Annotated in this window: 20 protein-coding genes; 12 read left to right on the forward strand and 8 right to left on the reverse strand. The window is 73.6% G+C overall.

Annotated features, from left to right (window positions below; genetic code table 11):
• Positions 1 to 157 precede the first annotated feature (157 nt).
• A complete protein-coding gene (locus J7523_RS01835; protein ID WP_291881526.1) occupies positions 158 to 592 on the reverse strand; it encodes a DUF4307 domain-containing protein in 435 nt (144 codons plus the stop codon).
• A 173-nt stretch (positions 593 to 765) separates the two neighbouring features.
• Here J7523_RS01835 and mca point away from each other — a divergent pair, with 173 nt between their 5' ends.
• The 3 genes from mca to J7523_RS01850 are packed head-to-tail and all read left to right on the forward strand — an operon-like array spanning position 766 to position 2,812.
• Positions 766 to 1,641: a mycothiol conjugate amidase Mca gene (mca, locus tag J7523_RS01840; RefSeq protein WP_291881527.1), complete on the forward strand. Its 876-nt coding sequence runs from the start codon at positions 766 to 768 to the stop codon at positions 1,639 to 1,641.
• Positions 1,638 to 1,991, forward strand: a complete 354-nt coding sequence (locus tag J7523_RS01845; protein WP_291881528.1) for a hypothetical protein — start codon at positions 1,638 to 1,640, stop codon at positions 1,989 to 1,991. The genes mca and J7523_RS01845 overlap by 4 nt, the downstream gene beginning before the upstream one ends.
• Positions 1,988 to 2,812, forward strand: coding sequence for a carbon-nitrogen hydrolase family protein (locus tag J7523_RS01850; RefSeq protein WP_291881530.1), 825 nt, complete (start codon positions 1,988 to 1,990; stop codon positions 2,810 to 2,812). Before J7523_RS01845 ends, J7523_RS01850 begins: the two co-directional genes overlap by 4 nt.
• Positions 2,813 to 2,830: 18 nt before the next feature.
• Here the strand turns inward: J7523_RS01850 and J7523_RS01855 are convergent, their stop codons facing one another.
• Entirely contained in the window at positions 2,831 to 3,502 is a 672-nt protein-coding gene (locus tag J7523_RS01855; RefSeq protein WP_363266322.1) for a hemolysin III family protein, read from the reverse strand.
• 296 nt (positions 3,503 to 3,798) lie between these two features.
• Here J7523_RS01855 and J7523_RS01860 point away from each other — a divergent pair, with 296 nt between their 5' ends.
• Together J7523_RS01860 and J7523_RS01865 are read left to right on the forward strand one after the other, a co-directional pair.
• Positions 3,799 to 4,560 (forward strand): isoprenyl transferase, encoded by a 762-nt coding sequence (locus tag J7523_RS01860; RefSeq protein WP_291881532.1) that lies wholly within the window; start codon positions 3,799 to 3,801, stop codon positions 4,558 to 4,560.
• A gap of 399 nt (positions 4,561 to 4,959) precedes the next feature.
• Positions 4,960 to 6,282 (forward strand): PhoH family protein, encoded by a 1,323-nt coding sequence (locus J7523_RS01865; protein WP_291881660.1) that lies wholly within the window; start codon positions 4,960 to 4,962, stop codon positions 6,280 to 6,282.
• A 101-nt stretch (positions 6,283 to 6,383) separates the two neighbouring features.
• On the opposite strand, the gene J7523_RS01870 is transcribed toward J7523_RS01865, so the two are convergent.
• From J7523_RS01870 to J7523_RS01885, 4 genes are read right to left on the reverse strand one after another with little or no spacing between them, the layout of a single operon-like run.
• Complete coding sequence (locus J7523_RS01870; protein WP_291881534.1) at positions 6,384 to 7,106, reverse strand: ABC transporter ATP-binding protein; 723 nt, start codon at positions 7,104 to 7,106, stop codon at positions 6,384 to 6,386.
• A complete protein-coding gene (locus tag J7523_RS01875) occupies positions 7,103 to 8,203 on the reverse strand; it encodes an ABC transporter ATP-binding protein (protein ID WP_291881536.1) in 1,101 nt (366 codons plus the stop codon). The genes J7523_RS01870 and J7523_RS01875 overlap by 4 nt, the downstream gene beginning before the upstream one ends.
• A gap of 13 nt (positions 8,204 to 8,216) precedes the next feature.
• The gene (locus J7523_RS01880) at positions 8,217 to 11,045 is read right to left on the reverse strand and encodes an FtsX-like permease family protein (RefSeq protein WP_291881537.1); all 2,829 of its coding nucleotides are present in this window, start codon (positions 11,043 to 11,045) and stop codon (positions 8,217 to 8,219) included.
• On the reverse strand, positions 11,042 to 14,353 hold the full coding sequence (locus tag J7523_RS01885; RefSeq protein WP_291881539.1) for an FtsX-like permease family protein: 3,312 nt from the start codon (positions 14,351 to 14,353) through the stop codon (positions 11,042 to 11,044). The genes J7523_RS01880 and J7523_RS01885 overlap by 4 nt, the downstream gene beginning before the upstream one ends.
• 276 nt (positions 14,354 to 14,629) lie before the next feature.
• Here J7523_RS01885 and J7523_RS01890 point away from each other — a divergent pair, with 276 nt between their 5' ends.
• Together J7523_RS01890 and J7523_RS01895 are read left to right on the forward strand one after the other, a co-directional pair.
• The gene (locus J7523_RS01890) at positions 14,630 to 15,283 is read left to right on the forward strand and encodes a PadR family transcriptional regulator (protein ID WP_291881662.1); all 654 of its coding nucleotides are present in this window, start codon (positions 14,630 to 14,632) and stop codon (positions 15,281 to 15,283) included.
• Positions 15,284 to 15,329: 46 nt separating this feature from the next.
• Positions 15,330 to 16,976 carry a DHA2 family efflux MFS transporter permease subunit gene (locus tag J7523_RS01895; RefSeq protein ID WP_291881541.1) on the forward strand — a complete coding sequence of 549 codons (1,647 nt, stop codon included), beginning with the start codon at positions 15,330 to 15,332 and terminating at the stop codon, positions 16,974 to 16,976.
• Positions 16,977 to 17,052: 76 nt separating this feature from the next.
• On the opposite strand, the gene J7523_RS01900 is transcribed toward J7523_RS01895, so the two are convergent.
• A complete protein-coding gene (locus tag J7523_RS01900) occupies positions 17,053 to 18,501 on the reverse strand; it encodes a class II fumarate hydratase (RefSeq protein WP_291881543.1) in 1,449 nt (482 codons plus the stop codon).
• Between the two features lie 52 nt (positions 18,502 to 18,553).
• On the opposite strand from J7523_RS01900, the gene J7523_RS01905 reads away from it, so the two are divergent.
• The gene (locus J7523_RS01905; RefSeq protein ID WP_291881545.1) at positions 18,554 to 18,886 is read left to right on the forward strand and encodes a DUF2087 domain-containing protein; all 333 of its coding nucleotides are present in this window, start codon (positions 18,554 to 18,556) and stop codon (positions 18,884 to 18,886) included.
• Between the two features lie 79 nt (positions 18,887 to 18,965).
• Here J7523_RS01905 and J7523_RS01910 read toward each other — a convergent pair whose 3' ends face one another.
• On the reverse strand, positions 18,966 to 19,595 hold the full coding sequence (locus J7523_RS01910; RefSeq protein ID WP_291881547.1) for a carbonic anhydrase: 630 nt from the start codon (positions 19,593 to 19,595) through the stop codon (positions 18,966 to 18,968).
• A 156-nt stretch (positions 19,596 to 19,751) separates the two neighbouring features.
• Between J7523_RS01910 and J7523_RS01915 the strand changes: the two genes are divergently transcribed.
• Genes J7523_RS01915 through ugpC form a run of 4 tightly spaced genes read left to right on the forward strand, consistent with a single transcriptional unit; the run spans position 19,752 to position 24,147 of the window.
• A complete protein-coding gene (locus J7523_RS01915) occupies positions 19,752 to 21,044 on the forward strand; it encodes an extracellular solute-binding protein (protein ID WP_291881549.1) in 1,293 nt (430 codons plus the stop codon).
• 13 nt (positions 21,045 to 21,057) lie between these two features.
• On the forward strand, positions 21,058 to 22,020 hold the full coding sequence (locus tag J7523_RS01920; protein WP_291881552.1) for a sugar ABC transporter permease: 963 nt from the start codon (positions 21,058 to 21,060) through the stop codon (positions 22,018 to 22,020).
• On the forward strand, positions 22,020 to 22,868 hold the full coding sequence (locus J7523_RS01925; RefSeq protein ID WP_291881554.1) for a carbohydrate ABC transporter permease: 849 nt from the start codon (positions 22,020 to 22,022) through the stop codon (positions 22,866 to 22,868). The genes J7523_RS01920 and J7523_RS01925 overlap by 1 nt, the downstream gene beginning before the upstream one ends.
• Positions 22,869 to 22,884: 16 nt before the next feature.
• Complete coding sequence (gene ugpC / locus J7523_RS01930) at positions 22,885 to 24,147, forward strand: sn-glycerol-3-phosphate ABC transporter ATP-binding protein UgpC (protein WP_291881556.1); 1,263 nt, start codon at positions 22,885 to 22,887, stop codon at positions 24,145 to 24,147.
• Positions 24,148 to 24,162 lie beyond the last annotated feature (15 nt).

Here is a 24,162-nt window from a genome sequence, read left to right on the forward strand (position 1 = left end):
TCTTGCGGGGGTTCTCGCCTTGCTTCGCCGAACCTTCTCGGTCGCGTCGACCTGTGGTCACGCCGGACCGGGGCGGCGTGTGAAACGACAAGGATAGCAACCGAGGCGCGTCGAGGTGCGTCGGACGGGTGACGGCCTGGGGCGGACCCGGAGGACGTCAGTCGCCGTCGACGGCGGGCGCGTCGACCGGGTCGCACGACGCGACGGTGCCGCTGACGGCCAGCTCGGCGGTCGGCACGGTGACGGTGACGCGCTGCGTCGCGGTGTCGGCGGGGCCGATCTCGACGGTCCGCACACCGACCTCGGCGAACGACTGCGACAGCGCCTGGACCCGGCACGACACGGTGTCGCCCGTCGGCTTGGTGACCTCGAACGTGACGTCCGTGGAGGTCGCGCCGTCCACGTGGTAGCCGACGTCCTTCCAGGTCACCTGCTCGTCGGTCACGCCGACCGCGACCCAGACCAGCACCGCGGCCGCCAGGACGCCCACGGCGGCCCAACCGACCCACCGGCGCGCACCCGTCCGTGCGGTCGGTGCGGGGCCGTAGCGGCCGGCGGGCGGCTGGGGTGCGGGCGCGGGTGCGGTGGTCACGGATCTCCTCGGACCGGAGCTGCTCTCGGGCGGGTGCGCGAGCACCTCGGGGCGTGCGCGATCATTGTCTCTCGTCCCACCGCTGGTCCGGACCGTCGGGTCCGTGCCAGGGCCAGGCTCAGGTGGGCGCGCGACGGGAGGGCTCGAAGGTGACGCAAGAGCGGCTGCGACTGATGGCGGTGCACGCCCACCCCGACGACGAGTCGAGCAAGGGTGCCGCGACGACCGCGATGTACGCCGCGGACGGCGTCGACGTGCTGGTCGTGACGTGCACGGGCGGCGAGCGCGGTGACGTGCTGAACCCGTCCTACGGCACGGTCGAGGGCGGCCTGGAGGGCATGCGGGCGGTCCGCCGCCAGGAGATGGCCGCGGCCGCCAAGGCGCTCGGCGTCCGCCAGCACTGGCTGGGCTTCGTCGACTCGGGCCTGCCCGAGGGCGACCCGCTGCCGCCGCTCCCGGAGGGCTGCTTCGCGCTCGTGCCGCTCGAGGAGGCCACCGCGCCGCTCGTCGAGGTGATCCGCGACTTCAAGCCGCACGTCATCACCACGTACGACCCGACGGGCGGCTACCCGCACCCCGACCACGTGATGTGCCACAAGGTGTCCGCCGAGGCGTTCGACGCGGCGGGCGACCCGGACCGCTACCCCGACCGGGGCGAGCCGTGGACGCCGCTCAAGCTGTACTACAACCACGGGTTCTCGCTCGCCCGGATGCGGGCGGTGCACGACGCCCTCGTGGCCGCCGGCCGGGAGTCGCCGTTCGGCGACTGGATCGACTCGCGTGAGGCCCGCGAGGTCCCCGAGCGGGAGGTCACGACGCACATCCCGTGCAGCGCGTTCTTCCCGCAGCGCGACGCCGCCCTGCGGGCGCACGCGACGCAGATCGACCCGGACGGCTTCTTCTTCGCGGTGCCCCGCGAGGTCGAGCTCGCGCAGTGGCCCACCGAGGAGTACGAGCTGGCGTCGTCGCGCGTGCCCGTCACGCTCCCGGAGACCGACCTGTTCGCGGGCGTGCGCGCGACGGGCCCCGCCGACGAGCGGGCCCGATGAACGGCGTGCTGCTCGCGGGCCTCGCGCTCGCCGCGCCGAGCCCGTCGCCGTCGGGCGTGGAGATCACCGACGCCGCCAAGGGCTCGCCCGGGTTCATCGGGTTCGTCGTGACGTTCCTGTTGGCGCTCGCGGCCGTCGGCCTGTTCCTGTCGCTGACCAAGCAGCTGCGGGTCGTCGACCGCCGCGCCAAGCAGCTCGGGCTCGACGACGACGCCGACGCGCCGCACCAGGACCGCGGCGTGATCGACGCGGGCGCAGCCGGGCCGGACGCCGAGGTCGACGCCGACGTGGACACCACGCTGCGCGACTACGGGCCCGACGGCCGGCCGCGCGGGAACGGCGACCGATGAGCCGACCCGAACCGCCGGTCCGCCCGGCCGTCCGGATCACCGTCGGGCAGGTCGCCGTGAGCGACGACCGGGCGGCGAACCGCCAGCTCGTCGCCGAGGCGTTCTCGGTCGCCGCGCACCGCCGCTCGGACCTGCTCGTGCTGCCCGAGTACACCTCCGCGTTCGACCCGCACGGCGTCGGGGCGGCCTACGCCGAGCCGCTGACCGGACCGTTCGTCCGCCTGCTGCGCGAGCGTGCCGAGGCGACGGGCGTCGCGGTCGTCGCCGGGACCGTGCTGCCCGGCACCGGCGACCTGGCCGTCAACGCCGTGGTCGCGGTCGACGGCACCGGCGAGCTGGTCGGCGTGTACCGCAAGGTCCACCTGTACGACGCGTTCGGCCACCGCGAGTCCGACCGCCTGGAGGCGGGCCCCGCCGACGCCCCACCGGTCGTGCTCGACGTCGCCGGCGTTCGGTTCGGGGTGCTCACCTGCTACGACCTGCGCTTCCCGGAGTCGGCGCGGCGGCTGGTCGACGCGGGCGCGGACGCGCTCGTCGTCCCGGCGGCGTGGGCCGACGGCGAGCACAAGGCCATGCACTGGCGCACGCTCGCGATCGCGCGCGCCATCGAGAACACGTCGGCCGTCGTCGCGGTCGGTCAGGCCGGCAAGGGTGTGGTCGGCCGCTCGATCGTGGTCGGGCCGGACGGCGTCGTGGGCCTCGAGCTGGACGACGAACCGGGGCTGCGGACCGTGGACCTCGACGCCGAGGCGCTCGCGGCCGTGCGGGAGCGGAACCCGTCGCTCGCGAACCGGCGCTACCGGGTGGTCCCGAAGGACTGACGGTCGCGTCCGCGCCCGTCAGGCGTACACGTACGACGCGATCGACACCGCGATGTAGTGGCACGCGAAGGCCAGCACGGTGAGCGCGTGGAACACCTCGTGGAACCCGAACCAGCGCGGGCTCGGGTTGGGGCGCTTGAGCCCGTAGACGACCGCGCCGAGCGTGTACGCGAGCCCGCCGGCGGCGACGAGCCAGATGACCTCGGGGCCGCTGCCGCGGTAGAACGCCGGCAGGAACCAGACCGCGACCCACCCGAGCGCGACGTACACCGGCACGTACAGCCAGCGCGGCGCGCCGAGCCAGAACACCCGGGACAGCAGCCCGACCAGGGCACCGGACCAGACGACGATCAGCAGCACCTTCGCCGTCTGCGGGGGCAGCAGCAGCACCGCGAGCGGCGTGTACGTGCCCGCGATGATGAGGAAGATGTTGGTGTGGTCGAGCCGGCGCAGGATGCCGCTCACGCGCGGCGACCACGTCCCCCGGTGGTAGATCGCGCTCGTGCCGAACAGCATCACGGCGGTGAGCCCGAACACCGCGGTCGACCACTTGGCGGCGGGCGTGGGAGAGAGCACGACGAGCACGACCGACGCCGCGAGGACCAGCGGCGCGACGCCCGCGTGGATCCAGCCCCGCAGCCGGGGCTTGACGGACTCGGCCACCTGCTCGACGGCTCGCGAGACGCTCACGGTGACATCCTCGCGCAGCGACGAGGATCCGGACGGCGACGCCGGGCGGGGCGCGGAGGAGGCGGTCACAGAGGGGCTCGTCTCGTCGGAGGGGCGTAACTTACGAAACCGTAGGTTACGGCACCGTAACCTGGGTGTCGACCGCCCGCGCGTGACGATGCTCGCCGGACGACGGCGGTGCCGCGCGGGAGGGGGACGAACCTCCCGACCCGCCCACGGCGTCCTGTGACGGCCGGTACGGTGAACCTCGTCCGACCCCTCCCGGACCTCGCCCCGAACGTCACGAGGAGCGCTGCGTGCGTCTGCCCCACCCGCTCTACGGGCTGTACGAGCGCCGTCTGGCGGCCTCGCTCCCGGCGGACCGGGTGCCCCGCCACGTCGGGGTCATCCTCGACGGCAACCGCCGGTGGGCCCGCAGCATCGGCGAGTCCACCGCGACCGGCCACCAGCGCGGCGCCGACAAGATCGCCGACCTGCTCGAGTGGAGCGAGGACATCGGCGTCGAGGTCGTCACGCTGTGGATGCTGTCCACTGACAACCTGGAGCGCGCCCCCGAGGAGCTCGACCCGCTGCTCGCGATCATCGAGTCGGCCGTCCGTTCGCTCGCCGCCACCCGGCGCTGGCGCCTGCAGCCCATGGGCGCGCTCGAGCTGCTGCCGGAGCACACGTCGGCCGCGCTGCGGGACGCGCAGGAGGCGACCCGGGACGTCGTCGGGCTGCACGTCAACGTCGCCGTCGGGTACGGCGGCCGCCGCGAGATCGCCGACGCCGTCCGGTCGTTCCTGCGGGAGCACGCCGAGGCCGGCACCGACCTCGACGAGCTCGCCGAGGCGTTCGACATGGAGCACATCGCCGAGCGGCTCTACACCAAGGGCCAGCCCGACCCCGACCTCGTGATCCGCACCTCCGGCGAGCAGCGGCTCGGCGGGTTCCTGCTGTGGCAGAGCGCGCACTCCGAGTTCTACTTCTGCGAGGCGTACTGGCCCGACTTCCGGCGCGTCGACTTCCTGCGCGCGTGCCGCGCGTACGCCGCGCGCGAGCGTCGTCTCGGTCGCTGAGACGGCCCGGGCCCGACTCGCCGACGACACGCCGAGCGGCCGGGCGACCCTGCCGCATCACCCAGGTGAACGTCCCGTGACGAGTGCGCGTGTCTGCGCGGGCATGTCGGAGGCCGGGGTTACGTTCCGCCTAGAGGACGGCGACCGCCGTCCCCGGGAGGCCAGCCCATGGAGCATCCGCTCCGGGAGGAGGGCCGGACCCGGCCCTTCGCACCGGAGGGGCCGACCGCCCCCGTCCCGTCGCCGATCGTCGGATCCCCCGGCCCGCCTGCGCGGACTGCCGACGTGAGGCGCCCTGAACGGCGCAGCTAGCGCCGGAGGGAGCCTGCCGTGGTCAGCAAGGCACAGCACGTCACGGACGCCGTCCCCAGCGACGACCCCAGCACCGCCGACGGACGCATCACCTACGTCCTCGACACGTCCGTGCTCCTGTCCGACCCCAAGGCCATCCTGCGGTTCGCCGAGCACGACGTGGTCCTGCCCGTCGTCGTGATCACCGAGCTCGAGGGCAAGCGGCACCACGCCGAGCTCGGGTACTTCGCGCGGTCCGCCCTGCGGATGCTCGACGACCTGCGCCTCAAGCACGGACGCCTCGACGCGGCGCTCCCGATCGGCGACCTGGGCGGGACCCTGCGCGTCGAGCTCAACCACACCGACCCGTCCGTGCTGCCGGCGGGCTTCCGCCTCGGCGACAACGACACCCGCATCCTGGCCGTCGCGGCGAACCTCGCGGCCGAGGGGCGCGACGTCACCGTCGTGTCCAAGGACCTGCCGATGCGCGTCAAGGCGTCCGCGGTGGGCCTGCGGGCCGAGGAGTACCGTGCCGAGCTCGCGGTCGACTCCGGGTGGACCGGGATGGACGCGCTCGACCTCACCGAGCAGCAGATGTCGGACCTGTGGGAGCACGAGTCGATCGCGCTCGCGGACGTCGACCCCGGGTACCAGTTGGCGGGCGGCGCGGGCGACCCGACCGACCTGCCGTGCCACACGGGCCTCGTGCTGCACAGCCCGCGCGGGTCCGCGCTGGGCCGGGTCACGGCCGACAAGCACATCCAGCTCGTGCGGGGCGACCAGGACGTGTTCGGCGTGCACGGCCGCAGCGCCGAGCAGCGGATCGCGATCGACCTGCTGCTCGACGAGGAGGTCGGGATCGTGTCGCTCGGCGGCCGCGCCGGCACCGGCAAGTCGGCGCTCGCGCTGTGCGCCGGGCTGGAGGCCGTGCTCGAGCGGCGGCAGCACCGCAAGGTCATGGTGTTCCGGCCGCTGTACGCGGTCGGCGGCCAGGACCTCGGCTACCTGCCTGGCAGCGAGGCCGAGAAGATGAACCCCTGGGCGCAGGCCGTGTTCGACACGCTCGGCGCGCTCGTCAGCAAGGAGGTCGTCGAGGAGGTGCTCGACCGGGACATCCTCGAGGTGCTCCCGCTCACGCACATCCGTGGGCGGTCGCTGCACGACGCGTTCGTCATCGTCGACGAGGCTCAGTCGCTCGAGCGCAACGTGCTGCTCACCGTGCTGTCCCGCATCGGGCAGTCGTCGCGCGTGGTCCTCACGCACGACGTCGCGCAGCGCGACAACCTGCGCGTCGGCCGGCACGACGGCGTCGCGGCGGTCATCGAGGCGCTCAAGGGGCACCCGCTGTTCGCGCACGTGACGCTCACGCGGTCGGAGCGGTCGCCCGTCGCCGCGCTCGTCACCGAGCTGCTGGAGGGCATCGAGGTCTGACTCCCGCCGCGCTCGCAGGGCCCTCGCGTCTCGGCGCGGGGGCCCTGCGTCGTCTCAGGCGTGCGACGTCTGAGGCGTGCGACGTCCGAGGCAGCGACGTCTCAGGCCTCGACCAGCTGACCGTCCGCGAGCCGGATCACGCGGTCCGCGAGCGCGAGCATGAGCGGGTCGTGCGTCGAGACGATCGCCGTCATGCCCTCCGCCTCGACGACCGCACGCAGCAGCGCCATGACCGCGGTGCCGGTCTCGGTGTCGAGCTGGCCCGTCGGCTCGTCCGCGACCAGCAGGCGGGGTGAGTTGGCGAGCGCGCGGGCGATCGCGACGCGCTGCTGCTGACCGCCCGACATCTCGCCGGGTCGCTGCTGCGCGTGGTCGCCGAGCCCGACGAGGTCGAGCAGCAGGGCGACACGGGCCTCACGGTCGGCCGTCGGGAGGCGGCGGAGCCGGAGCGGGACGCCGACGTTCTCGGCCGCCGACAGCACCGGGACCAGGCCGAACGTCTGGAACACGAACGACACGACGTCGCGCCGCAGCTCCACGAGCCCGCGCTCGTCGAGCGAGGAGACCTCGCGCCCGTCGACGACGACCCGGCCCTCGTCCGGCTTGTCGAGGCCGCCGATCGCGTTGAGGAGGGTCGTCTTGCCGGACCCGGACCGGCCGACCAGCGCGACGAGCTCGCCGGGGGCGATCGTGAACGACACGTCGCGCAGCGCGTGGACGGCGGTCGCGCCCGAGCCGTACGTGCGGGTCACGTGCTCGACCCGGACGAGCGCGTCACCCGCTGCGGTCGCGGTGACCACGGGGGCCGTCGTGGGGCTCGTCATCGGGGCGCCTCCTCGTCGGTGGTGCTGGACGTCGTGCCAGGCGTCGTAGTGGGCGCCGTGGTGGGTGCGGGGACCGCGGCGTGCCGGCCGGTGCGCGTCGGGGGCTCGCCGTGCGCGCGCCCGTGCGGACCGTGCTCGCCGTGGCCGGAGGGCGGACGCTGCGGCATCGGGCGGTCCGGCCAGACGGACACGTGCGACGACTCCAGCGCGAGCCGCACCCGTCCCACGAGGTCCAGCGTCTGCCGGTACTCGCGCGGCAGCTGCACGCGGCCGGCGCGGTCGAGCACCGCATACTCCTCGGCGACCACGCTCTGCGTCCCGTCCTCCGCGGTGTGCGTGCGGCGCAGCACCTCGGAGCTCGTGCGGCCGTCGCGGATGGCCACGGTGCGCTGCACGTGCTCGCTGACGCCCGCGTCGTGCGTCACGACGACGACCGTGGTGCCGAGCTCGCGGTTGACGGTGCGCAGGCCCTCGAGCACGTCGTGCGACGTCGCGGTGTCGAGCTCGCCGGTCGGCTCGTCCGCGAACAGCACCTCGGGGGAGTTGGCGAGCGCCACGGCGATCGCGACGCGCTGCTGCTCGCCGCCGGACATCTGCGCGGGCCGCCGGTCGGCGCAGTACCCGACGCCGAGCACGTCGAGCAGGTCGGCCGCGCGCTTCTCCCGTGCGCGGCGCTTCATGCCCGCGAGCGCCATCGGGAAGGCCACGTTCTCGGTCGACGTCAGGTACGGCACGATGTTGCGGGCCGTCTGCTGCCAGACGAAGCCGACCATCGAGCGCCGGTAGTCGACCCGCTGCTTCGCGGTCATCGACATGAGGTCCCACGGCCCCACGCGCACGCGGCCGGCCGTCGGGACGTCAAGGCCGGACAGCACCGCGAGCAGCGTCGACTTGCCGGACCCGGACGCGCCGACGATCGCGACGAGCTCGCCGGACTGCACGAGCAGGTCCAGGCCCTGCAGGGCCTGCACCTCGACGCCCTCCGACTGGTAGATCCGCACGAGCGAGTCGCACACGATCAGCGCACCGTCGCCGAACGTGCCCGTCTGCCGGCGCGCCCGCTCCTCCAGCGCACCGAGGCTCTCCGTCACGGTCATCGCGTCCTCCCCGTCATCGTTCGCCCACCCTCAGCACCTCACCCAGCCGGTCCCGGCGCCGCACCGCCGACTCCACGAGCACTGCCACGACGAGCGCGACGAGCACCACGAGCGCGGCTCCCGCGACCGGCAGCCAGTCGACCCGGAGCCGTGCCGCACCCGGCGCACCCGCGAGCGCGTCGAGCCCGAGCGCCCCGGTCAGCAGCCAGGGCACGCCGACGCCGATGACGCTCCCCGCGACCACGGCGGCCACCGCCAGCGGCGCCAGCTCGCCGAACGTCAGGGCGCGCGCGGTCCGGGCGTCGAGGCCCTGCGTGCGCAGCGCCGAGACCGTCCGTGCGCGCTCCCGCGCCGTCCCCACGACCGTGAGCACGAGCGCGACGACCGCGTACCCGGCCAGTGCCAGGCCGGTCGCGACGAGCAGCGCGAGCAGCCCGGCGTTGAACGGCGAGCTGCGCCACTCGGTGAGCCAGCGGTCCAGCTCGGTGACGGTCACCCCCGTCGTGACGTCGTAGCCGGCGGCGTGCACGGCGGCCGCCGCTCCCGGGCCGTCCACCCAGATCGTCTGGACGGACAGGGGCTCGCTCGACGTGGCCGCGAGGCGGCTCCAGTCCGCGAGGACGGTGAGGTCCTCGTCCGGGTCGACGGGTTCGGCGGCGGGCGTGCCGTCGTCCGTCGGGCGCAGCGCGCCGGGCACGGTCGGGAACTGGTCGATGGTGCCGACCACGTCGATCGGCACGGTCTGGTCCACGACCCGGACCTGCGCCGTCACCATCGACGCGACCGCGGCGGCGCGGGGTGTCGCGAGCACGCGCACGACGTCGCCCTCGCCGAGCGTCGCCAGGCCGTCCGGGACCGGCAGCCCGTGCGCGGCGCGGGCCCGGGCGAGGTCCGCGGCGTCGACCGCGACGAGCCGGACGGACAGCGCGGCGTCCTCGCCGAGGGTGCGACGGCCCAGCTCGACCGCGCCGGCCACGGCCGTCACGCCGGGTGCAGCGCGCAGCGCGTGGACGTCCGCGGGCGTGAGCGGGCCGTCCAGCCGGACCTGCGCGCCGACCGTGACGTCCGCCGCGAGCGACTGGCCGCCGCGGACGGTCACCGCCGTCGTCGCGCAGAACACCACGAGCGCGAGCGACACCGTGAGCGTGAGCAGCGGCACCGCGGTCCCGGCGGTGCGTGCCGCGCGCGCGGTCGCGACGACGGGCACCAGGCCGCGACGATGGGCGGCCGCCCGTGACATCCCGCGCAGCAGCGGAGGCAGGAGCCGCACGGCGACGACCGTGGCAGCCGCCGCGAGCAGCACCGGGGTCGCGGCGAGCAGCGGGTCGACGTCGCCCGTGCGTGCCTGTGTGAGGCCGCGGCCGCGCACGGACACCAGGGCGGCCGCGGCGACGGCCACGAGCGCGAGCTCGACGACGACGCGGCGCGCGCGGCGTCGGCCGAGGAGCCGCTCGCGGTCCGCCCGGTTCGCGGGGAGCCGCTTGCCGGTCCACGCGCGCGACACGAGCAGGGCGGACCAGACGGCGGGAGCGAGTGCGGCAGCGAGCACCACGAGCGTCGCGACGGCCCACGAGCCGCGGCCCTGGGGCACGAGGGCCTGCGCAGCCGAGACGCCGACCGCGGCGGCGACCGCGGTGAGCGGCACGCTCTCGGCGAGCGCCCGGACCGCGACCGACGCGACCGACGCACCCCGCGCGCGCTCGGCGAGCAACAACGGCTCGCGGCGCAGGACGAGCAGCCGCGCGGCGAGCACGAGCGCGAGCCCCCCGGCGGTGGCGAGGCCGACGAGCAGGAGCGACACCTGGGCGCGCGACGCGGCGAGGCGGCCGTCGACCGCGTGCAGCACCGGTTCGAGCGTGCTGCGGAAGGTCGGGGTCCGGCCGTCGCTGCCGGTGAGCATGCCGGGCGCGGCGGACAGGCGGGCCAGCGCCGTCTCGACGGCGTGGGTGGACGGGGCGTCGAACCGGTCGGCGACCACCGGGAACCGGTAGGTCGTCGTGAGGCGGCGGACGGAGACGCCGAGCAGCAGGTCGGGCAGCGACTCGTCGGTCACCAGGAACCCGACCCGGGCGTCCAGCGGCGAGGAGGGCGTGACGGGCAGCGGCCCGAGGACGTCGTCCTGGCCGTCCCACACCGGCGCGCCCGGGTCGACCGGGGCGAACACGCCGGTGACCACGGCCTGCACGCCGCCGCTCGTCGCGCCGGCCACCTCGAAACGGTCCCCGACCGCGAGTCCGGTCCGCGTGGCGACTGGTTCGGAGACGCCGACCTCGAGCACGCCCGTGACACCGGCAGGCGGAGCGTCCGGCGCAGCCCCGGAGAGCCAGGTCACCAGGTCGGCCTCGCCCGCGCCGCCGGTCGTGCCCACGTGCACCAGGCGTGCGCCGTAGCGACCGGCGCCGATCTCGGTGACGGTGAGCCGGGTCGCCACCGACGTCACGGGTGCCTCGGTGCGCGCTCGCAGGGGCGCCGGCAGCCGCAGCCGCATGTCGGACGCGGCGTTGGCCTCGAGCTGTGCGGCGTCGTCCTGGCGACCGTCGGCGCTCCGGGCGACGGGGCCCAGCTCGGCCGTGAGGTCGGCCGCAGGCCCGGCGAGCGCGACGGCCTCGCGGACCCCGTCGTCGGCCGCGTTCGACGTGAGGCGCGGGACGGCGAGCGAGAACAGCACCGTGACCGCGAGGAGCGCGGCGGCCAGGGCGAGCAGACCGGCGTCCTGGCGGGCGCGGCGCCGCGCGACGAGGAACGCCGCCCCACCGGTCGCGCGCACGGAGGTGCCCAGGCGTGCGCCGCGGCCTCGGGTGGACGCCGCGGGTGCGGGCGAGCGGCCGACGGTGGAGGTCATCGTTCGTCTCCCAGACGCAGAAGGGCGCCGGACGCGCGACGCAGCAGCGCCGACGTGGTGACGGCGACCGCGGTCCCGGCGAGCACGAGGAGCACGGCCACGAGCGCCAGCTGGGTGGGCCACGGCCACACGACGACGACCGAGGGCACGGGCCGAGCCCCGGCGGCCGAGACGGTCACGAGGGGTCCGACGACGGTGGCGAGCAAGGCGCCGAGCGCGAGCCCCGCCACCAGGCCCAGCACCCCGAGGATGCCGTGCTCGAGGAGCACCGCGCGCACGAGGCCGGACCGGGAGGCGCCGAGCGCCTGCAGACGGGCGAGCTCGAGCCGGCGGGTACGCACCGACACCGTCGCGCTCATGGCGAACCCGGCGACCGCGAGCGCCACGGCGGCCGCGGTCACGATCGCGAGCGCGGCCTGGACGCCGACGCGCAGCGGTCCCTCGGTCGCGAGCGTCCTGGCGGCCACCCGGCTCGACGCCTCGCCGAGGTCCTGCTCGGTCGCGGCGTCGACGACCGAAGCCACCCGCTCGTCGGGCGCCTCGAGCCACCAGCCGTCGAGCAGCGGCGCGGGCTGCGAGGCGAGGATCGCCGCGCGTGTGAGGGTGTCGCGGTCGGCGAGCAGACCCTCGCCGGTGGGCTGCCCGGGCAGGTACGGCACCTCCCGCTCGATGCGGGCGTGGACCGTACCGCCGTCGAGGTCGAGGGTGAGCTCGTCGCCGACCGCGATGCCGAGCGCGTTCAGCAGCGTGTCCGTGGCCAGCACCGGGACGGGACGGTCCTGGTCGAAGGTCGCGACGGTGAACGCGACCTGGCCGAACATCAGCTGCAGCACGTCGGCGGACGTCGAGACCTTCAGGCCGTCGGCGGACTCCTGCACGCGCGTGGTGGCCGGGGAGAACTGCGCGTCGGAGACGGCCCGGCCGGCCCAGGTCGGGCCGCCCGTCAGCGGGACGGCGACCGGGGCGGGCTCGTCGTCGGAGCCGCCGACCGGCGCCGGGTGCACGTGCAGGTCGGACAGCGTGACGATGACGCGGCCCGTCGGGGAGTCGGGCACCGGTCCGGACCCCGAGTCCTCCGACTCCCCGGGCGCGAAGGCGGACACGACCGCGACGAGCTGCAGCCCCGCCGCCGGCTCGGGCAGCGTCACGGTAGCGACCTTGTCGGCGCCTTGGACGTCGACGGGTCGCAGCTCGATCGGCGTCCGCGTGCCGTGCGCGTCCTGCAGCACGAGCGTCATCCGCAGCGACCCGGCGACGGACGCCGGGAATGCGTCGGTCCGCAGCCGGACGTCGATCGAGGCGACGGTGCCCGGCAGCGCGATCCCGGTGACGGGCGCCTCGGGGACGAGAGGTGCCACGAGCGTCTGCCAGTCCGGTGTCGCCCGGCCGCGCAGCACGTCCGCCGCGTGCGTGGTGTCGACCGCCAGCAGCCCGACGGTGTGGGTGGTCGAGTCGCGGTCGTCGGTGGAGCCCAGGTCGACCGAGCGTTCGAGGACGGGCGAGACCGCACCGACGTCGGCGAGGGCGGTCACCGCGGCGGCCTGCTGGTACGGGGCGCCGTCGAGGTGCTCGAGCCGCACGTCGGTGCCGACCACCAGGTCGGCCTGGTCGTGCTGCGACGTGCGCCAGGTGGCGAGGAACGCCTGCGAGAACGAGCCGACCGCGACGGCGAGCGTGAGCAGCAGGACCGCGCCGGCGGCCCGGCTCGGCCGGCGGCCCACCTCCCACGCGGCGAGCGGCGCGACGAGCGAGCGGCTGTGCGCCGCGATGCGCTCCCCGAGCGCGGCAAGGACGGGCAGCAGCCGCAGCGCGAGCAGGGCGCCCGCCAGCAGCAGCAGGGCGGGGGCGGTGACGAGCACGACGTCGACCCGGCCGAGCTGCTCGGGGTCCGTGCTGGTCAGGACGGGCGAGCGATAGCTGCGCAGCTGCCACACGCCGAGCCCGGCCAGCACCACGACGGCGACGTCGGCCCCCGACCGGGCGAGCGTGCCGCGCCGGTCCTGCCGGACGAGCTGCTGCTCGGCGTCGACGACGCTGCCGCGGCGCCGCAGCAGCGGAGCGACCAGGACCCCGGCGAGCAGCACCGACGCGACGGCGCACGTGACCCACAGGACGGCTGGGTGACCGAGGTCGTCGTGCAGACCCGCCCGGCGCAGGACGTCGCTGCGGGTGACGACCTGGTACACGGCGCCCGCGAGCCACGGCGCGACCAGGGCGGTGACGAGCGCGACCCCGGCGGCCTCGAGCACGGCCAGGCGCAGGATCTGCCGGCCGGACGCGCCACGGGACGCCATGAGCGTCTGCTCGGCCGCGCGGCGCTCGGCGAGGAGCCGGGCCGCGAGCAGCAGGACGGTGACGGCGAGCACGACGAGCATGAGGCCGACGATCACGAGGCTGATGCGCGTCACGGCGAGGCCGCCCGCGGCGGTGTCGACGGTCGCGTCGAGCAGGCTCGAGAAGCGCGTCCCGGTGACGGTGCTGCCCATGGCCTCGATGAGGGCCGGCCTGGCGTCGACGAGCCGTGTGCGCAGGCCGGCGAGCGCCCCGGCGGGTGCGTCGCTCAGGTGCGGTGTCGCGACGACGTGCGCGCTGCCGAGGCCGCGCGGCTCGAGGAGCACGTCGGGGACCACGACCATCGGTCCCCAGGCGTCGGTGCGGACCGACCCGAAGCTGCCCGGCACGGGGTAGCTGGGGTCGTGCTCCGCTCCCTGCAGCGTGTCGCGGTACCAGAGGCTCGCGGGGCCGGTGAGCGTGTGCACGCCGACGACGACCACGGTCGGCGGCGTCTCCGCGGTGGTGCCGCCGAGGCGGATCACGCTCCCGACCGACCACCCGTAGGCCTGGGCGGCCACCTGGGGGACGGACACCTCGACACGGCCGTCGGCGTCCGTCGCCCGGTCGGGCCACCGCCCGGCGACGAGGTCGGCGTGCGCGGGGACCTCCGGCCCGGACGCGAGGTACGCCATCGGGGCGGGGTTCGCGAGCCCGGGCAGCCGGTAGACCGGGGACGCCAGCCAGCGGTCCCGCTGCGCGGGGACGTCGCCCAGGAGGTCGTCCAGGAACCCGTCGGCGGTGGCCACCGCGGTGCGCGGGTCCTCGCCGTCGAGGTGGAGCGCGACGTCCACCGACGTACGGGACGGCGGCGTCTGGTCGAGCGCGGCGTCGAGCGCCCGGTGCTCGCTCGCGTGCAGGAGCAGCGCGAACGTCCCGAGCAGCGTCGCGCCGACGACGGCGACGGCGAGCACGGCGACGAGCAGCGTGCTCTGTGCGGCGGCGCGGTGGCGCAGCAGGCGCAGCGTCCAGCCCACAGGGTCTCCTCGGCGTCGTCGTCGGGCGCCGCGGGCGAGCGCAGGCGTGCCCGGTGGACGGTCGGCCTGGCGGGCCGGAGGTGTCCGGGGGTGCGACCGGCGAGTGGCGGCTCTGGCGATGCTAGGTGAGCGTCCAGGTGGTGTGGGAGCGATTCCGCAGATGGGCCGCAGAGCGAGACGAAACCGTTATCGCCGGACGGACCGGTCTCGACAGGCGGACTGCCCGGGGCGTATATTCCAGCCGGAATAATCAGACCGGAGGTGTGGATCGTGGCCATGGGTGAGCTGTCGGCGGTCGCCGTGCTGCTGCTGGCGACCCTGCACGAGCAGCCCATGCACCCGTACCAGCTGCACCAGACCCTCGTGGAGCGCGGCGAGGAGAGGCTCGTCCGCATCACGCTCGGCGCCGTCTACCACGGGGTCGAACGCCTCGAGCGCGAGGGGCTCGTCGAGGTGGTCGGCACCGACCGCAGCGGCAACCGGCCCGAGCGCACCACCTACCGCCTCACCGACCAGGGCCGGACGGCGTTCGCCCGCCGGCTCACGAGCTTCCTCGGCGACGACCACCCCGCGTACCCGCTGTTCTCCGTCGGCCTCGCCGAGGCGACCGACCTGCCGCGGGACGTCGTCGAGCAGCAGCTCCAGCGCCGCCTCGACCGCGAACGAGCCCGCCTGACGGACCTCGGCTCGGCGTACGAGACCATCCGCGCCGAGGGTTTGCCCCGGCGCTACCTGCTCGACGTCGAGCACGACCTCGACGTCATGCGCGTCGAGGTCACCTGGCTCGAGCGCGTGCTCACCGAGCTCCGCGACGGCACGCTGTCGTGGGACGAGCCCATCCCGGCCGAGTTCGTCGAGGCCCGCCGCGCGGCCCGGCACCGCGCCCAGCAGTCGGCCGGCGTCTGCCCGTCCGAGCCTGCCCTGTCCTGACCGGCATCTCACATCCCCATCGCACCGCTTCGTCCCCGGAGGACCCATGACCACCACCGAGCAGCCACGGGCGCTCGTCGACCTGCACGGGCGCAGCCCGTGGAGCGTCCTGCCCCCGCTGTGCCTCGGCTTCTTCATGATCATGCTCGACACCACGATCGTGAACGTCGCCGTCCCCACGCTCATGAAGGACCTCGACGCGGACGTCACGGCGGTCGGCTGGGTCAACAGCGCGTACCTGCTCACGTTCGCCGTGCTGCTCCTCGTCACGGGGCGCATGGGTGACAAGTTCGGGCCCCGGCCGGTCTTCATCGCGGGCCTCGTGATCTTCACGCTCGCGTCGCTGTGGTGCGGCCTGTCCGGCACGGTCGAGCTGCTCATCGTCGCGCGCGCCGTGCAGGGCGTCGGCGGTGCGCTCATGACGCCGCAGACCATGTCGATGATCACGCGCGTCTTCCCGCCGCAGAAGCGCGGCGCGGCGATGGGCCTGTGGGGCGCCGTCGCCGGTGTCGCGACGATCACCGGCCCGGTGCTCGGCGGCATCCTCGTGCCGATCGGCTGGGAGTGGATCTTCTACGTCAACATCCCCGTCGGCGTCGTCGCGCTCGTGTTCGCGCTGCGCAACCTCCCGAAGCTGCCGACGGCGAACCGCTCGTTCGACGGCCTCGGCGTGGCCCTCTCGGTCGTCGGCATGTTCCTGTTCGTCTTCGGGCTGCAGGAGGGCTCGACGTACGACTGGGGCACCATCCGCGGCCCGATCACCGTGTGGGGCGTCATCGCGGCAGGACTGCTGGTCCTGGTGGCGTTCGTGCTGTGGCAGCGGCACCGCGGGGACGACGCGCTCATGCCGCTGCGCCTGTTCCACAGCCGCAACTTCTCGCTGTCCAACGTCGCCGGTGCGGCCGTGACGTTCGCGATGACCGGCATCTTCTTCCCGTTCACGATCTTCCTGCAGGTCGCCCTGGGCATGACCCCGCTGCAGTCGGCGCTCGTCGGGCTCGGCGGCTCGCTCCTGTCCGGCGTCGTCGCGCCGTTCGCGGGCCGCGCGTCCGACCGCGTCCCGGGCAAGTGGATCGTCGCGCTCGGCTTCGCGATCCTCGTCGGGGTCGTCTGGATGCTGTCCGTGCTCGCGACCCCCGACGTCGAGGTCTGGAAGCTCGTCGTCACGATGTGCTTCTTCGGCATCGGCACCGGCTGCCTGTTCTCGCCGCTCGCCAACCTGGCGACGTCCGGGCTCGACCACCGCAACGCGGGTGCGGGCGCGGGCGCGTTCAACACCAACCGGCAGATCGGCGGCGTCATCGGCTCGGCCGCGATCGTCGCGATCCTCACCTCACGGCTCGGCATCGAGATCCCGAACGCCGCGCAGGACGCCGCGACGCAGCTGCCCGAGCAGGCGCGCCAGCCGTTCCTCGACGCGTTCGCGCACGTCGACCAGGGCGCGCTCGCGGGCGGTGGCGCGGGCGGGTTCCCGACGCCCGAGGGCGTCCCGGCCGACGTCGCGGCGCAGATCCAGCAGGCCGCGCTCGACGCCGTGCACACCGGGCTGTCGACCGCCGTGAGCCAGACGCTGCTGCTCACCGTGGCCGTCCTGGCGATCGGCCTGGTGTCCGCGCTCGCGATGAAGGGCGTCAAGCCGCACCACCAGGGGGCACCGACCCCGGAGCAGGCCGCGGCGGCCGTCGGCCACTGACACGGCTCCTGGTACGTCGCCCCGGGACGACGAAGGCCCGGCAACCCCTCGGGGTCGCCGGGCCTTCCTGCGCGCGTCAGGCCTGCGGCGGTCGCGTCATGCTCAGCACGTCCAGGGCCGCGTCGAGCTGCTCCTCGGTGACCTCGCCGCGCTCCACGTAGCCGAGGTCGACGACGGCCTGCCGGATCGTGACGCCCTGCTTGACGGCGTGCTTGGCGATCTTCGCGGCGGCCTCGTACCCGATGACCCGGTTGAGGGGCGTGACGATCGACGGCGACGACTCGGCGAACGCCCGCGCGCGGTCCTCGTTCGCGACGAGACCGGCGACGGTCTTGTCGGCGAGCAGCCGGCTCGCGTTGGCGAGCAGCCGCACGGACTCCAGCACGCCCGCGGCGATCACGGGGATCTGCACGTTCAGCTCGAAGCTGCCCGACGCACCGGCCCAGGCGACGGTCGCGTCGTTGCCGACGACCCGTGCGGCCACCATGAGCACCGCCTCGGGGATCACCGGGTTGACCTTGCCGGGCATGATCGACGACCCGGGCTGCAGGTCGGGGATCGCGATCTCGCCGAGACCGGTGTTGGGACCCGAGCCCATCCAGCGCAGGTCGTTGCAGATCTTGGTCAGGCTCACCGCGATCGTGCGCAGCGCACCCGACAGCTCCACGAGCCCGTCGCGCGAGCTCTGCGCCTCGAAGTGGTCGCGCGCCTCGGTCAGCGGCAGGCCCGTGTCCTCGACGAGCAGCGCGATGACGCGCTGCGGGAACCCGGCGGGGGTGTTGATGCCGGTGCCGACGGCCGTGCCGCCCAGCGGCACCTCGGCGGCACGGGGCAGCGCGGCCTGCAGGCGCTCGACGCCGTACCGGATCGCGGCCGCGTACCCGCCGAACTCCTGGCCGAGCGTCACGGGCGTCGCGTCCATGAGGTGCGTGCGGCCCGACTTCACGACGGTCTTCCACGCGTCGGCCTTGACCTCGAGCGCCTCGGCGAGGTGCTCCAGGGCCGGCACCAGGTCGCGCACGACACCGGCCGTCGCGGCCACGTGCACCGACGTCGGGAACACGTCGTTCGACGACTGCGAGGCGTTGACGTGGTCGTTCGGGTGCACGTCGCGGCCGAGCCGGCGGGACGCGAGCGTCGCGACGACCTCGTTCGTGTTCATGTTCGAGCTCGTGCCCGACCCCGTCTGGTAGACGTCGATCGGGAAGTCGCCGTCGTGCGCGCCCCCGGCGACCTCGTCGGCGGCCGCGACGATCGCATCCGCGACGTCCGCGTCGAGCACGCCCAGCTCCGCGTTCGCGCGGGCGGCGGCCTTCTTGATGCGGGCGAGCGCCTCGATGTGGCTGCGCTCGAGGCGCGTGCCCGAGATCGGGAAGTTCTCGACGGCCCGCTGCGTCTGCGCCCGGTACAGGGCGTCCACCGGGACGCGGACCTCGCCCATGGTGTCGTGCTCGATGCGGTACTGGGTCGCGTCGGCCGCGGTCACGTCGGGCTGCGTCGCCCCCGGGACGGTGTCAGAAGTCATGCGTTCATCCTGCCGCACGGCGTGGACCGTTCCCACGCGTCACGATGGCGGTATGGACGACGTCACACCGACCGACGCCTGCCCCGCCGAGCGGTTCCTCGAGCACGGCCGGCTGGTCCGCACCCCGCGACGTCAGGACGACCGGCTGCTCGTGCTCGAGCACCTCGCGTCGCGGCTGATCGCGCCGGGGGAGGCCGCGTCGGAGTCGGACCTCACCGAGCGGCTCACCACCGTCAGCCCGGACCCGGTGCGGCTGCGGCGCGACCTCGTGGAGGCCGGGCTCGTCGGCCGGCGGCAGGACGGGTCGCAGTACTGGCGCGAGCGGGCCACCGCGCACGACGACGAGCCGGGTGCCCGGCCGGGGCCGGAGGACTCCTGGCTCTGAGGCCGCCCTGCCTCCGCCGCGTGGGCGAGCGTCGACGTGCCCGCCCCGGAGCAGCCGGTGACGCGCAGCCGCGCGGGCGTCACAGGTCGCCGATGGTCTCCGACAGGTGCACCTTGCCGTCGGCCAGCGTGTACTCCAGGCCGATGATCGCGCAGCGCCCCTCGGCGACGGCCTCGGCGAGCGACACCGAGTAGCCCTGCAGCATCCGCACGGTGTGCTTGACGTGCTCGTGCCCCAGCTCGGCCGGGTCGACGGGCTCGGTCGCGCCGCCCGCCAGGTTGACGATGCTCGGGATGACCCGGTCGACGACGGCCCGCACGAACCCACGGGGCAGGTCGCCGTGGTTGAGCGCGGCCGTCGCGGCGGCGACCGCGCCGCACGAGTCGTGGCCGAGCACCACGACGAGTGGCGCACCCAGGACCTCGACGCCGTACTCGATCGACCCGATCACCGTCGTGTCGAGCACGTGACCGGCGGTCCGGACGACGAACAGGTCGCCCAGGCCCTGGTCGAAGATGATCTCGGCGGCGACGCGGGAGTCCGAGCAGCCGAACAGCACCGCGAACGGGGCCTGCCCGGCCGACAGCTCGGCGCGCCGGTCGACGCCCTGGGACGGATGCTGCATCTCGCCGCGGACGAACCGGTCGTTCCCTTCCCGGAGGGCGGACCAGGCTTGGGCGGGAGTCAGGGTGTTCGGCACGTCGGCCATGGTCGCACCCGACACGCCGTCCGTGCAGGCCGGACCACGTTCCGGGCGGTTGCTGGGGTGGCGCGCGTTCCTGGACGGGTGTACCCAGGGACCAGGTGATACGTCCGAATCGGACGGCACCTGCGGACGAGGGTGTCTCGCGCATTGGGGGAGACGGTGCGACGGCGGACGAGAGCTCTGGCACTGGGCACGGCGCTGGCCGCGCTGCTGCCGCTCGCCGCGTGCTCGGCGGAGTCGGGCCCGCCGGTGCTCACGTGGTTCATCAACCCCGACGACGGCGGCCAGGCGGAGATCGCCAAGCGCTGCACCGACCAGTCGGGCGGCGCCTACAGCATCGAGGTGTCGATCCTGCCGCGCGACGCCGCGTCGCAGCGCGAGCAGCTCGCCCGTCGGCTCGCGGCCAGCGACTCGTCGATCGACATCATGAGCCTCGACCCGCCGTTCATCCCCGAGCTGTCCGAGCCCGGATTCCTCGCGCCGATCCCCGACGACGTCGCCGCCAAGGTCTCGCAGAACGTCGTGGCCGGTGCGCTCGCGGGCGCGACGTGGAACGGCAAGCTCGTCACCGTCCCGTTCTGGGCGAACACCCAGCTGCTCTGGTACCGCAAGTCCGTCGCACAGGCCGCCGGTATCGACCCCGCCGCTGGGCCCGTGACGTGGCAGCAGATCATGGACGCGGCCAAGTCCCAGGACAAGTTCCTCAGCGTGCAGGGCGCGAAGGCCGAGTCGCTCACCGTCTGGATCAACGCGCTCATCGAGGGCGCCGGCGGGCAGATCCTCGAGAACCCCCAGGCGCCGGCGGACGAGCTCAAGCTCGGCCTCGACACCCCGGCCGGCAAGGCCGCCGCCGACATCATCGGGACCATCGGCCGCGAGAACATCGCGGGGCCGTCGCTGCCGACCGAGGACGAGGGCGTCTCGCTCACCGTGTTCCAGGGGGACAAGGGCTCGTTCATGGTGAACTGGCCGTTCGTCTGGTCCGCCACGAACGCGTCCGTCGAGCAGGGCACGCTCCCGCAGTCGCTGGTCGACGACTTCGGGTGGGCCCTGTACCCGCAGACGGACGCCGCGCAGCCGTCGGCACCGCCCTACGGCGGGATCAACCTCGGGATCGGCGCGTTCAGCAAGCACACGGACCTCGCGTTCGACGCCGCGCAGTGCATCGTCACGCCGGAGAACCAGGCGTACTACTTCGTCGCGAACGGCAACCCGCCGTCCAACACGGAGTCGTACAACGACCCGGCCGTGCACAAGGCGTTCCCGATGGCCGACGTCATCCGGCAGTCGCTCGAGCAGGCTGCGCCCCGCCCGCAGACGCCGTACTACAACGAGGTGTCGACGGGCCTGCAGGAGACGTGGCACCCGCCGTCGTCCGTCAACCCGGACACGACGCCGCAACGGTCCACCGACTTCATCACCGCCGTGCTGCACGGCGAGGCGCTGCTGTGAGGGGGGAGGCGTCATGACGGCGCAGACGGCTCCCATCGCGAAGGACGTCGCGAAGGAGCCCAAGACCAAGGTCGTGCTGAGCGACCGGACCAAGGCCGAACGGCGGCTCGGGTGGTGGCTCGCCGGACCGGCGTTCGTCGTCATGCTGGCCGTGACGGTCTACCCGATCCTGCAGGCCTTCTTCGACTCGCTGTACCGCTACCGGCTCACCGCGCCGGACGACAAGGCGTTCATCGGGCTCAACAACTACGTGGTCGTGCTCACCGACCCGGTGTTCTGGCAGGCGCTCGGCGTGACGCTGTTCATCACGGTCGTCACCGTGCTCGTCGAGGTCGTGCTCGGGTTCATCCTCGCGCTGCTCATGCACCGGGCCATCAAGAGCCTGCGCGGCGTGCTCCGCACCGTGATCCTCGTGCCGTACGGGATCATCACGGTCGTCTCGGCGTTCGCGTGGTTCTACATGTTCGACATCACGTCGGGCTTCGTGAACAGCTGGTTCGACTGGGTGCCCGGCATCTCGCAGGACCTCAACTGGTTCGCGCACCAGGGCACGAGCCTGTTCGTCATCATGGCGTCCGAGATCTGGAAGACCACGCCGTTCATCTCGCTGCTGCTGCTCGCCGGCCTCGCGCAGGTGCCGGGTGAGCTCGACGAGGCGGCCGAGGTCGACGGCGCGACGTGGGGCCAGCGCCTGCGGCGGGTGACCCTGCCGAACATGAAGGCCGCGATCATGGTCGCCGTCCTGTTCCGGGCGCTCGACGCGTTCCGCATCTTCGACAACGTCTTCATCATGACCAACGGCGCGAACGGCACCACGGTCCTGTCCCTGCTGGCCTACCGCACGTCCATCGGGCGCCTCGAGATCGGCCTCGGTTCCGCCATCTCCGTGCTGCTGTTCCTCTGCGTCATCGGGATCTGCTTCATCGCGATCAAGCTCTTCAAGGTCGACCTGGCCGGTGCGAGGGGGGAGAGCTGATGCGCGGCATGTCCACCCGGCTCAAGATCGGCTGGGCCGTCATCGTCATCGTCGTCTTCACGTACACGCTGTTCCCGGTGGCGTCGATCTTCGCGACGTCGTTCAAGCTGCCCGGCGAGCTCAACCTCGGCACGTTCCTGCCGGTGCACTGGACGTGGGACAACTACACGCAGATCCTCGGGCCCGACGGGTCCGCGCGGGACCTGTTCGTCCCGTCGCTGCGCAACTCGATCGGCATCTCGCTCATCGCGACCGCCATCGCCGTCGTCCTCGCGACGCTCGCCGCGTACGCGATCGCCCGGCTCGACTTCCGTGGCAAGCGGCTCATCCTCACCACCGCGCTCGGGGTCTCGATCTTCCCCGTCATCTCCATCGTCACGCCGCTGTTCAACCTGTGGCGGCAGATCGGCCTGTACGACACGTGGCTCGGCCTGATCATTCCGTACCTGTCGCTCACGCTGCCGATCTCCATCTGGACCCTCGCGGCGTTCTTCCGGCAGATCCCGTGGGAGCTCGAGCAGGCCGCGCAGGTCGACGGCGCCACCACCTGGCAGGCGTTCCGCAAGGCGATCGTCCCGCTCGCGGCCCCCGGCGTGTTCACCACGGCGCTCATCGCGTTCTTCATCGCCTGGAACGACTTCGTCTACGGCATCTCGCTCACCTCGACGAGCCGCGCGCGCCCGGTGCCCGCCGCGTTGGCGTTCTTCACCGGCGCCTCGCAGTTCGAGGAGCCCACGGGTGCCATCTCCGCCGCGGCGGTCATCGTCACGATCCCCGTCGTGATCCTGGTGCTGCTGTTCCAGCGGCAGATCGTCTCCGGCCTGACGCAGGGCGCCGTCAAGGGCTGACCCCGAAGGAGGATCCATGGCTGCGATCACGCTGACCGACATCGTCAAGAGGTACCCGGACGGGTTCCTCGCGGTGAAGGGCGTGAGCCTCGACATCGCCGACGGCGAGTTCGTCATCCTCGTCGGACCGTCAGGGTGCGGGAAGTCGACGTTGCTGCGGATGATCGTCGGCCTGGAGGACATCACCGACGGCGAGCTGCAGATCGCCGGCAAGCGCGTCAACGAGCGCGCCCCGCGCGACCGCAAGCTCGCGATGGTGTTCCAGAACTACGCCCTGTACCCGCACCTCACCGTGTTCGAGAACATCGCGTTCCCGCTGCGGCTCCAGAAGGGCAAGTACAGCGAGGACGAGATCCGCCGGAAGGTGACGTACGCGGCGGAGACGCTCGAGCTGCAGGACCACCTGCAGCGCAAGCCCGCGAACCTGTCCGGCGGGCAGCGGCAGCGCGTCGCGATGGGCCGCGCGATCGTCCGTGAGGCCGACGCGTTCCTGTTCGACGAGCCGCTGTCGAACCTCGACGCCAAGCTGCGCGGCCAGATGCGCACCGAGATCAGCCGCATGCAGCGCCGGCTCGGCACCACGACCGTGTACGTCACGCACGACCAGACCGAGGCCATGACGCTCGGCGACCGTGTCGCGGTGCTCCGCAAGGGCGACCTGCAGCAGGTCGCGTCGCCGCGCGCCCTCTACGAGCACCCGGTCAACCTGTTCGTGGCCGGGTTCATCGGCTCGCCGCCCATGAACTTCGTGCCCGGCGAGGTGCAGGGCGACGTCATGAAGCTGCCGTTCGCCGAGGTGCCGCTCACCGACGACCTGCGCCGGCGGCTCGGTGACCGCACGCTCGTCATCGTCGGCATCCGGCCCGAGCACTTCGAGGACCACGCCGTCATCCAGCAGCAGGGTCGTGCCGGTGGCGTCCCGTTCACCGCCTCCGTCGACGTCACCGAGTGGCTCGGCTCCGACCTGTACGCGTACGTGCCGTTCGAGACGCGGCCCGAGGTCGCCGGCAAGCTCGAGGAGCTCGACCGCGACCTCGACGGCGAAGGTCTGCGCACCCAGCTCGTCGTCGCGCTCGCGTCCGACTCCCGGGTGCGCGACGGCGACGACGCACCCCTGTGGTTCGACCCGGCCAAGATGCTCGTGTTCGACCCCGAGTCCGGCGAGAACCTCACCTACGACGCCGACGCGGCGCGCGAGATCGACGCGCAGAACGAGAAGGACCGCAAGGCGTCCATCGAGCGGGCCAAGAAGCGGGAGGCGGCGTCGGCGAGCGCCTGAGCGGTGCTCCCCGCG

This window comes from Cellulomonas sp., assembly GCF_017744555.1.
In the GTDB taxonomy this organism is placed as follows: domain Bacteria; phylum Actinomycetota; class Actinomycetes; order Actinomycetales; family Cellulomonadaceae; genus Cellulomonas.

Bases quoted from the DNA above. Each gene is read 5' to 3' on its own strand.
- mca (WP_291881527.1), top strand. From the start codon at position 766: ATGGCGGTGCACGCCCACCCCGACGACGAGTCGAGCAAGGGTGCCGCG.
- J7523_RS01845 (WP_291881528.1), top strand. From the start codon at position 1,638: ATGAACGGCGTGCTGCTCGCGGGCCTCGCGCTCGCCGCGCCGAGCCCG.
- J7523_RS01850 (WP_291881530.1), top strand. From the start codon at position 1,988: ATGAGCCGACCCGAACCGCCGGTCCGCCCGGCCGTCCGGATCACCGTC.
- J7523_RS01870 (WP_291881534.1), bottom strand. From the start codon at position 7,106: ATGACGAGCCCCACGACGGCCCCCGTGGTCACCGCGACCGCAGCGGGT.
- J7523_RS01875 (WP_291881536.1), bottom strand. From the start codon at position 8,203: ATGACCGTGACGGAGAGCCTCGGTGCGCTGGAGGAGCGGGCGCGCCGG.
- J7523_RS01880 (WP_291881537.1), bottom strand. From the start codon at position 11,045: ATGACCTCCACCGTCGGCCGCTCGCCCGCACCCGCGGCGTCCACCCGA.
- J7523_RS01890 (WP_291881662.1), top strand. From the start codon at position 14,630: ATGGGTGAGCTGTCGGCGGTCGCCGTGCTGCTGCTGGCGACCCTGCAC.
- J7523_RS01895 (WP_291881541.1), top strand. From the start codon at position 15,330: ATGACCACCACCGAGCAGCCACGGGCGCTCGTCGACCTGCACGGGCGC.
- J7523_RS01900 (WP_291881543.1), bottom strand. From the start codon at position 18,501: ATGACTTCTGACACCGTCCCGGGGGCGACGCAGCCCGACGTGACCGCG.
- J7523_RS01905 (WP_291881545.1), top strand. From the start codon at position 18,554: ATGGACGACGTCACACCGACCGACGCCTGCCCCGCCGAGCGGTTCCTC.
- J7523_RS01910 (WP_291881547.1), bottom strand. From the start codon at position 19,595: ATGGCCGACGTGCCGAACACCCTGACTCCCGCCCAAGCCTGGTCCGCC.
- J7523_RS01920 (WP_291881552.1), top strand. From the start codon at position 21,058: ATGACGGCGCAGACGGCTCCCATCGCGAAGGACGTCGCGAAGGAGCCC.
- J7523_RS01925 (WP_291881554.1), top strand. From the start codon at position 22,020: ATGCGCGGCATGTCCACCCGGCTCAAGATCGGCTGGGCCGTCATCGTC.
- ugpC (WP_291881556.1), top strand. From the start codon at position 22,885: ATGGCTGCGATCACGCTGACCGACATCGTCAAGAGGTACCCGGACGGG.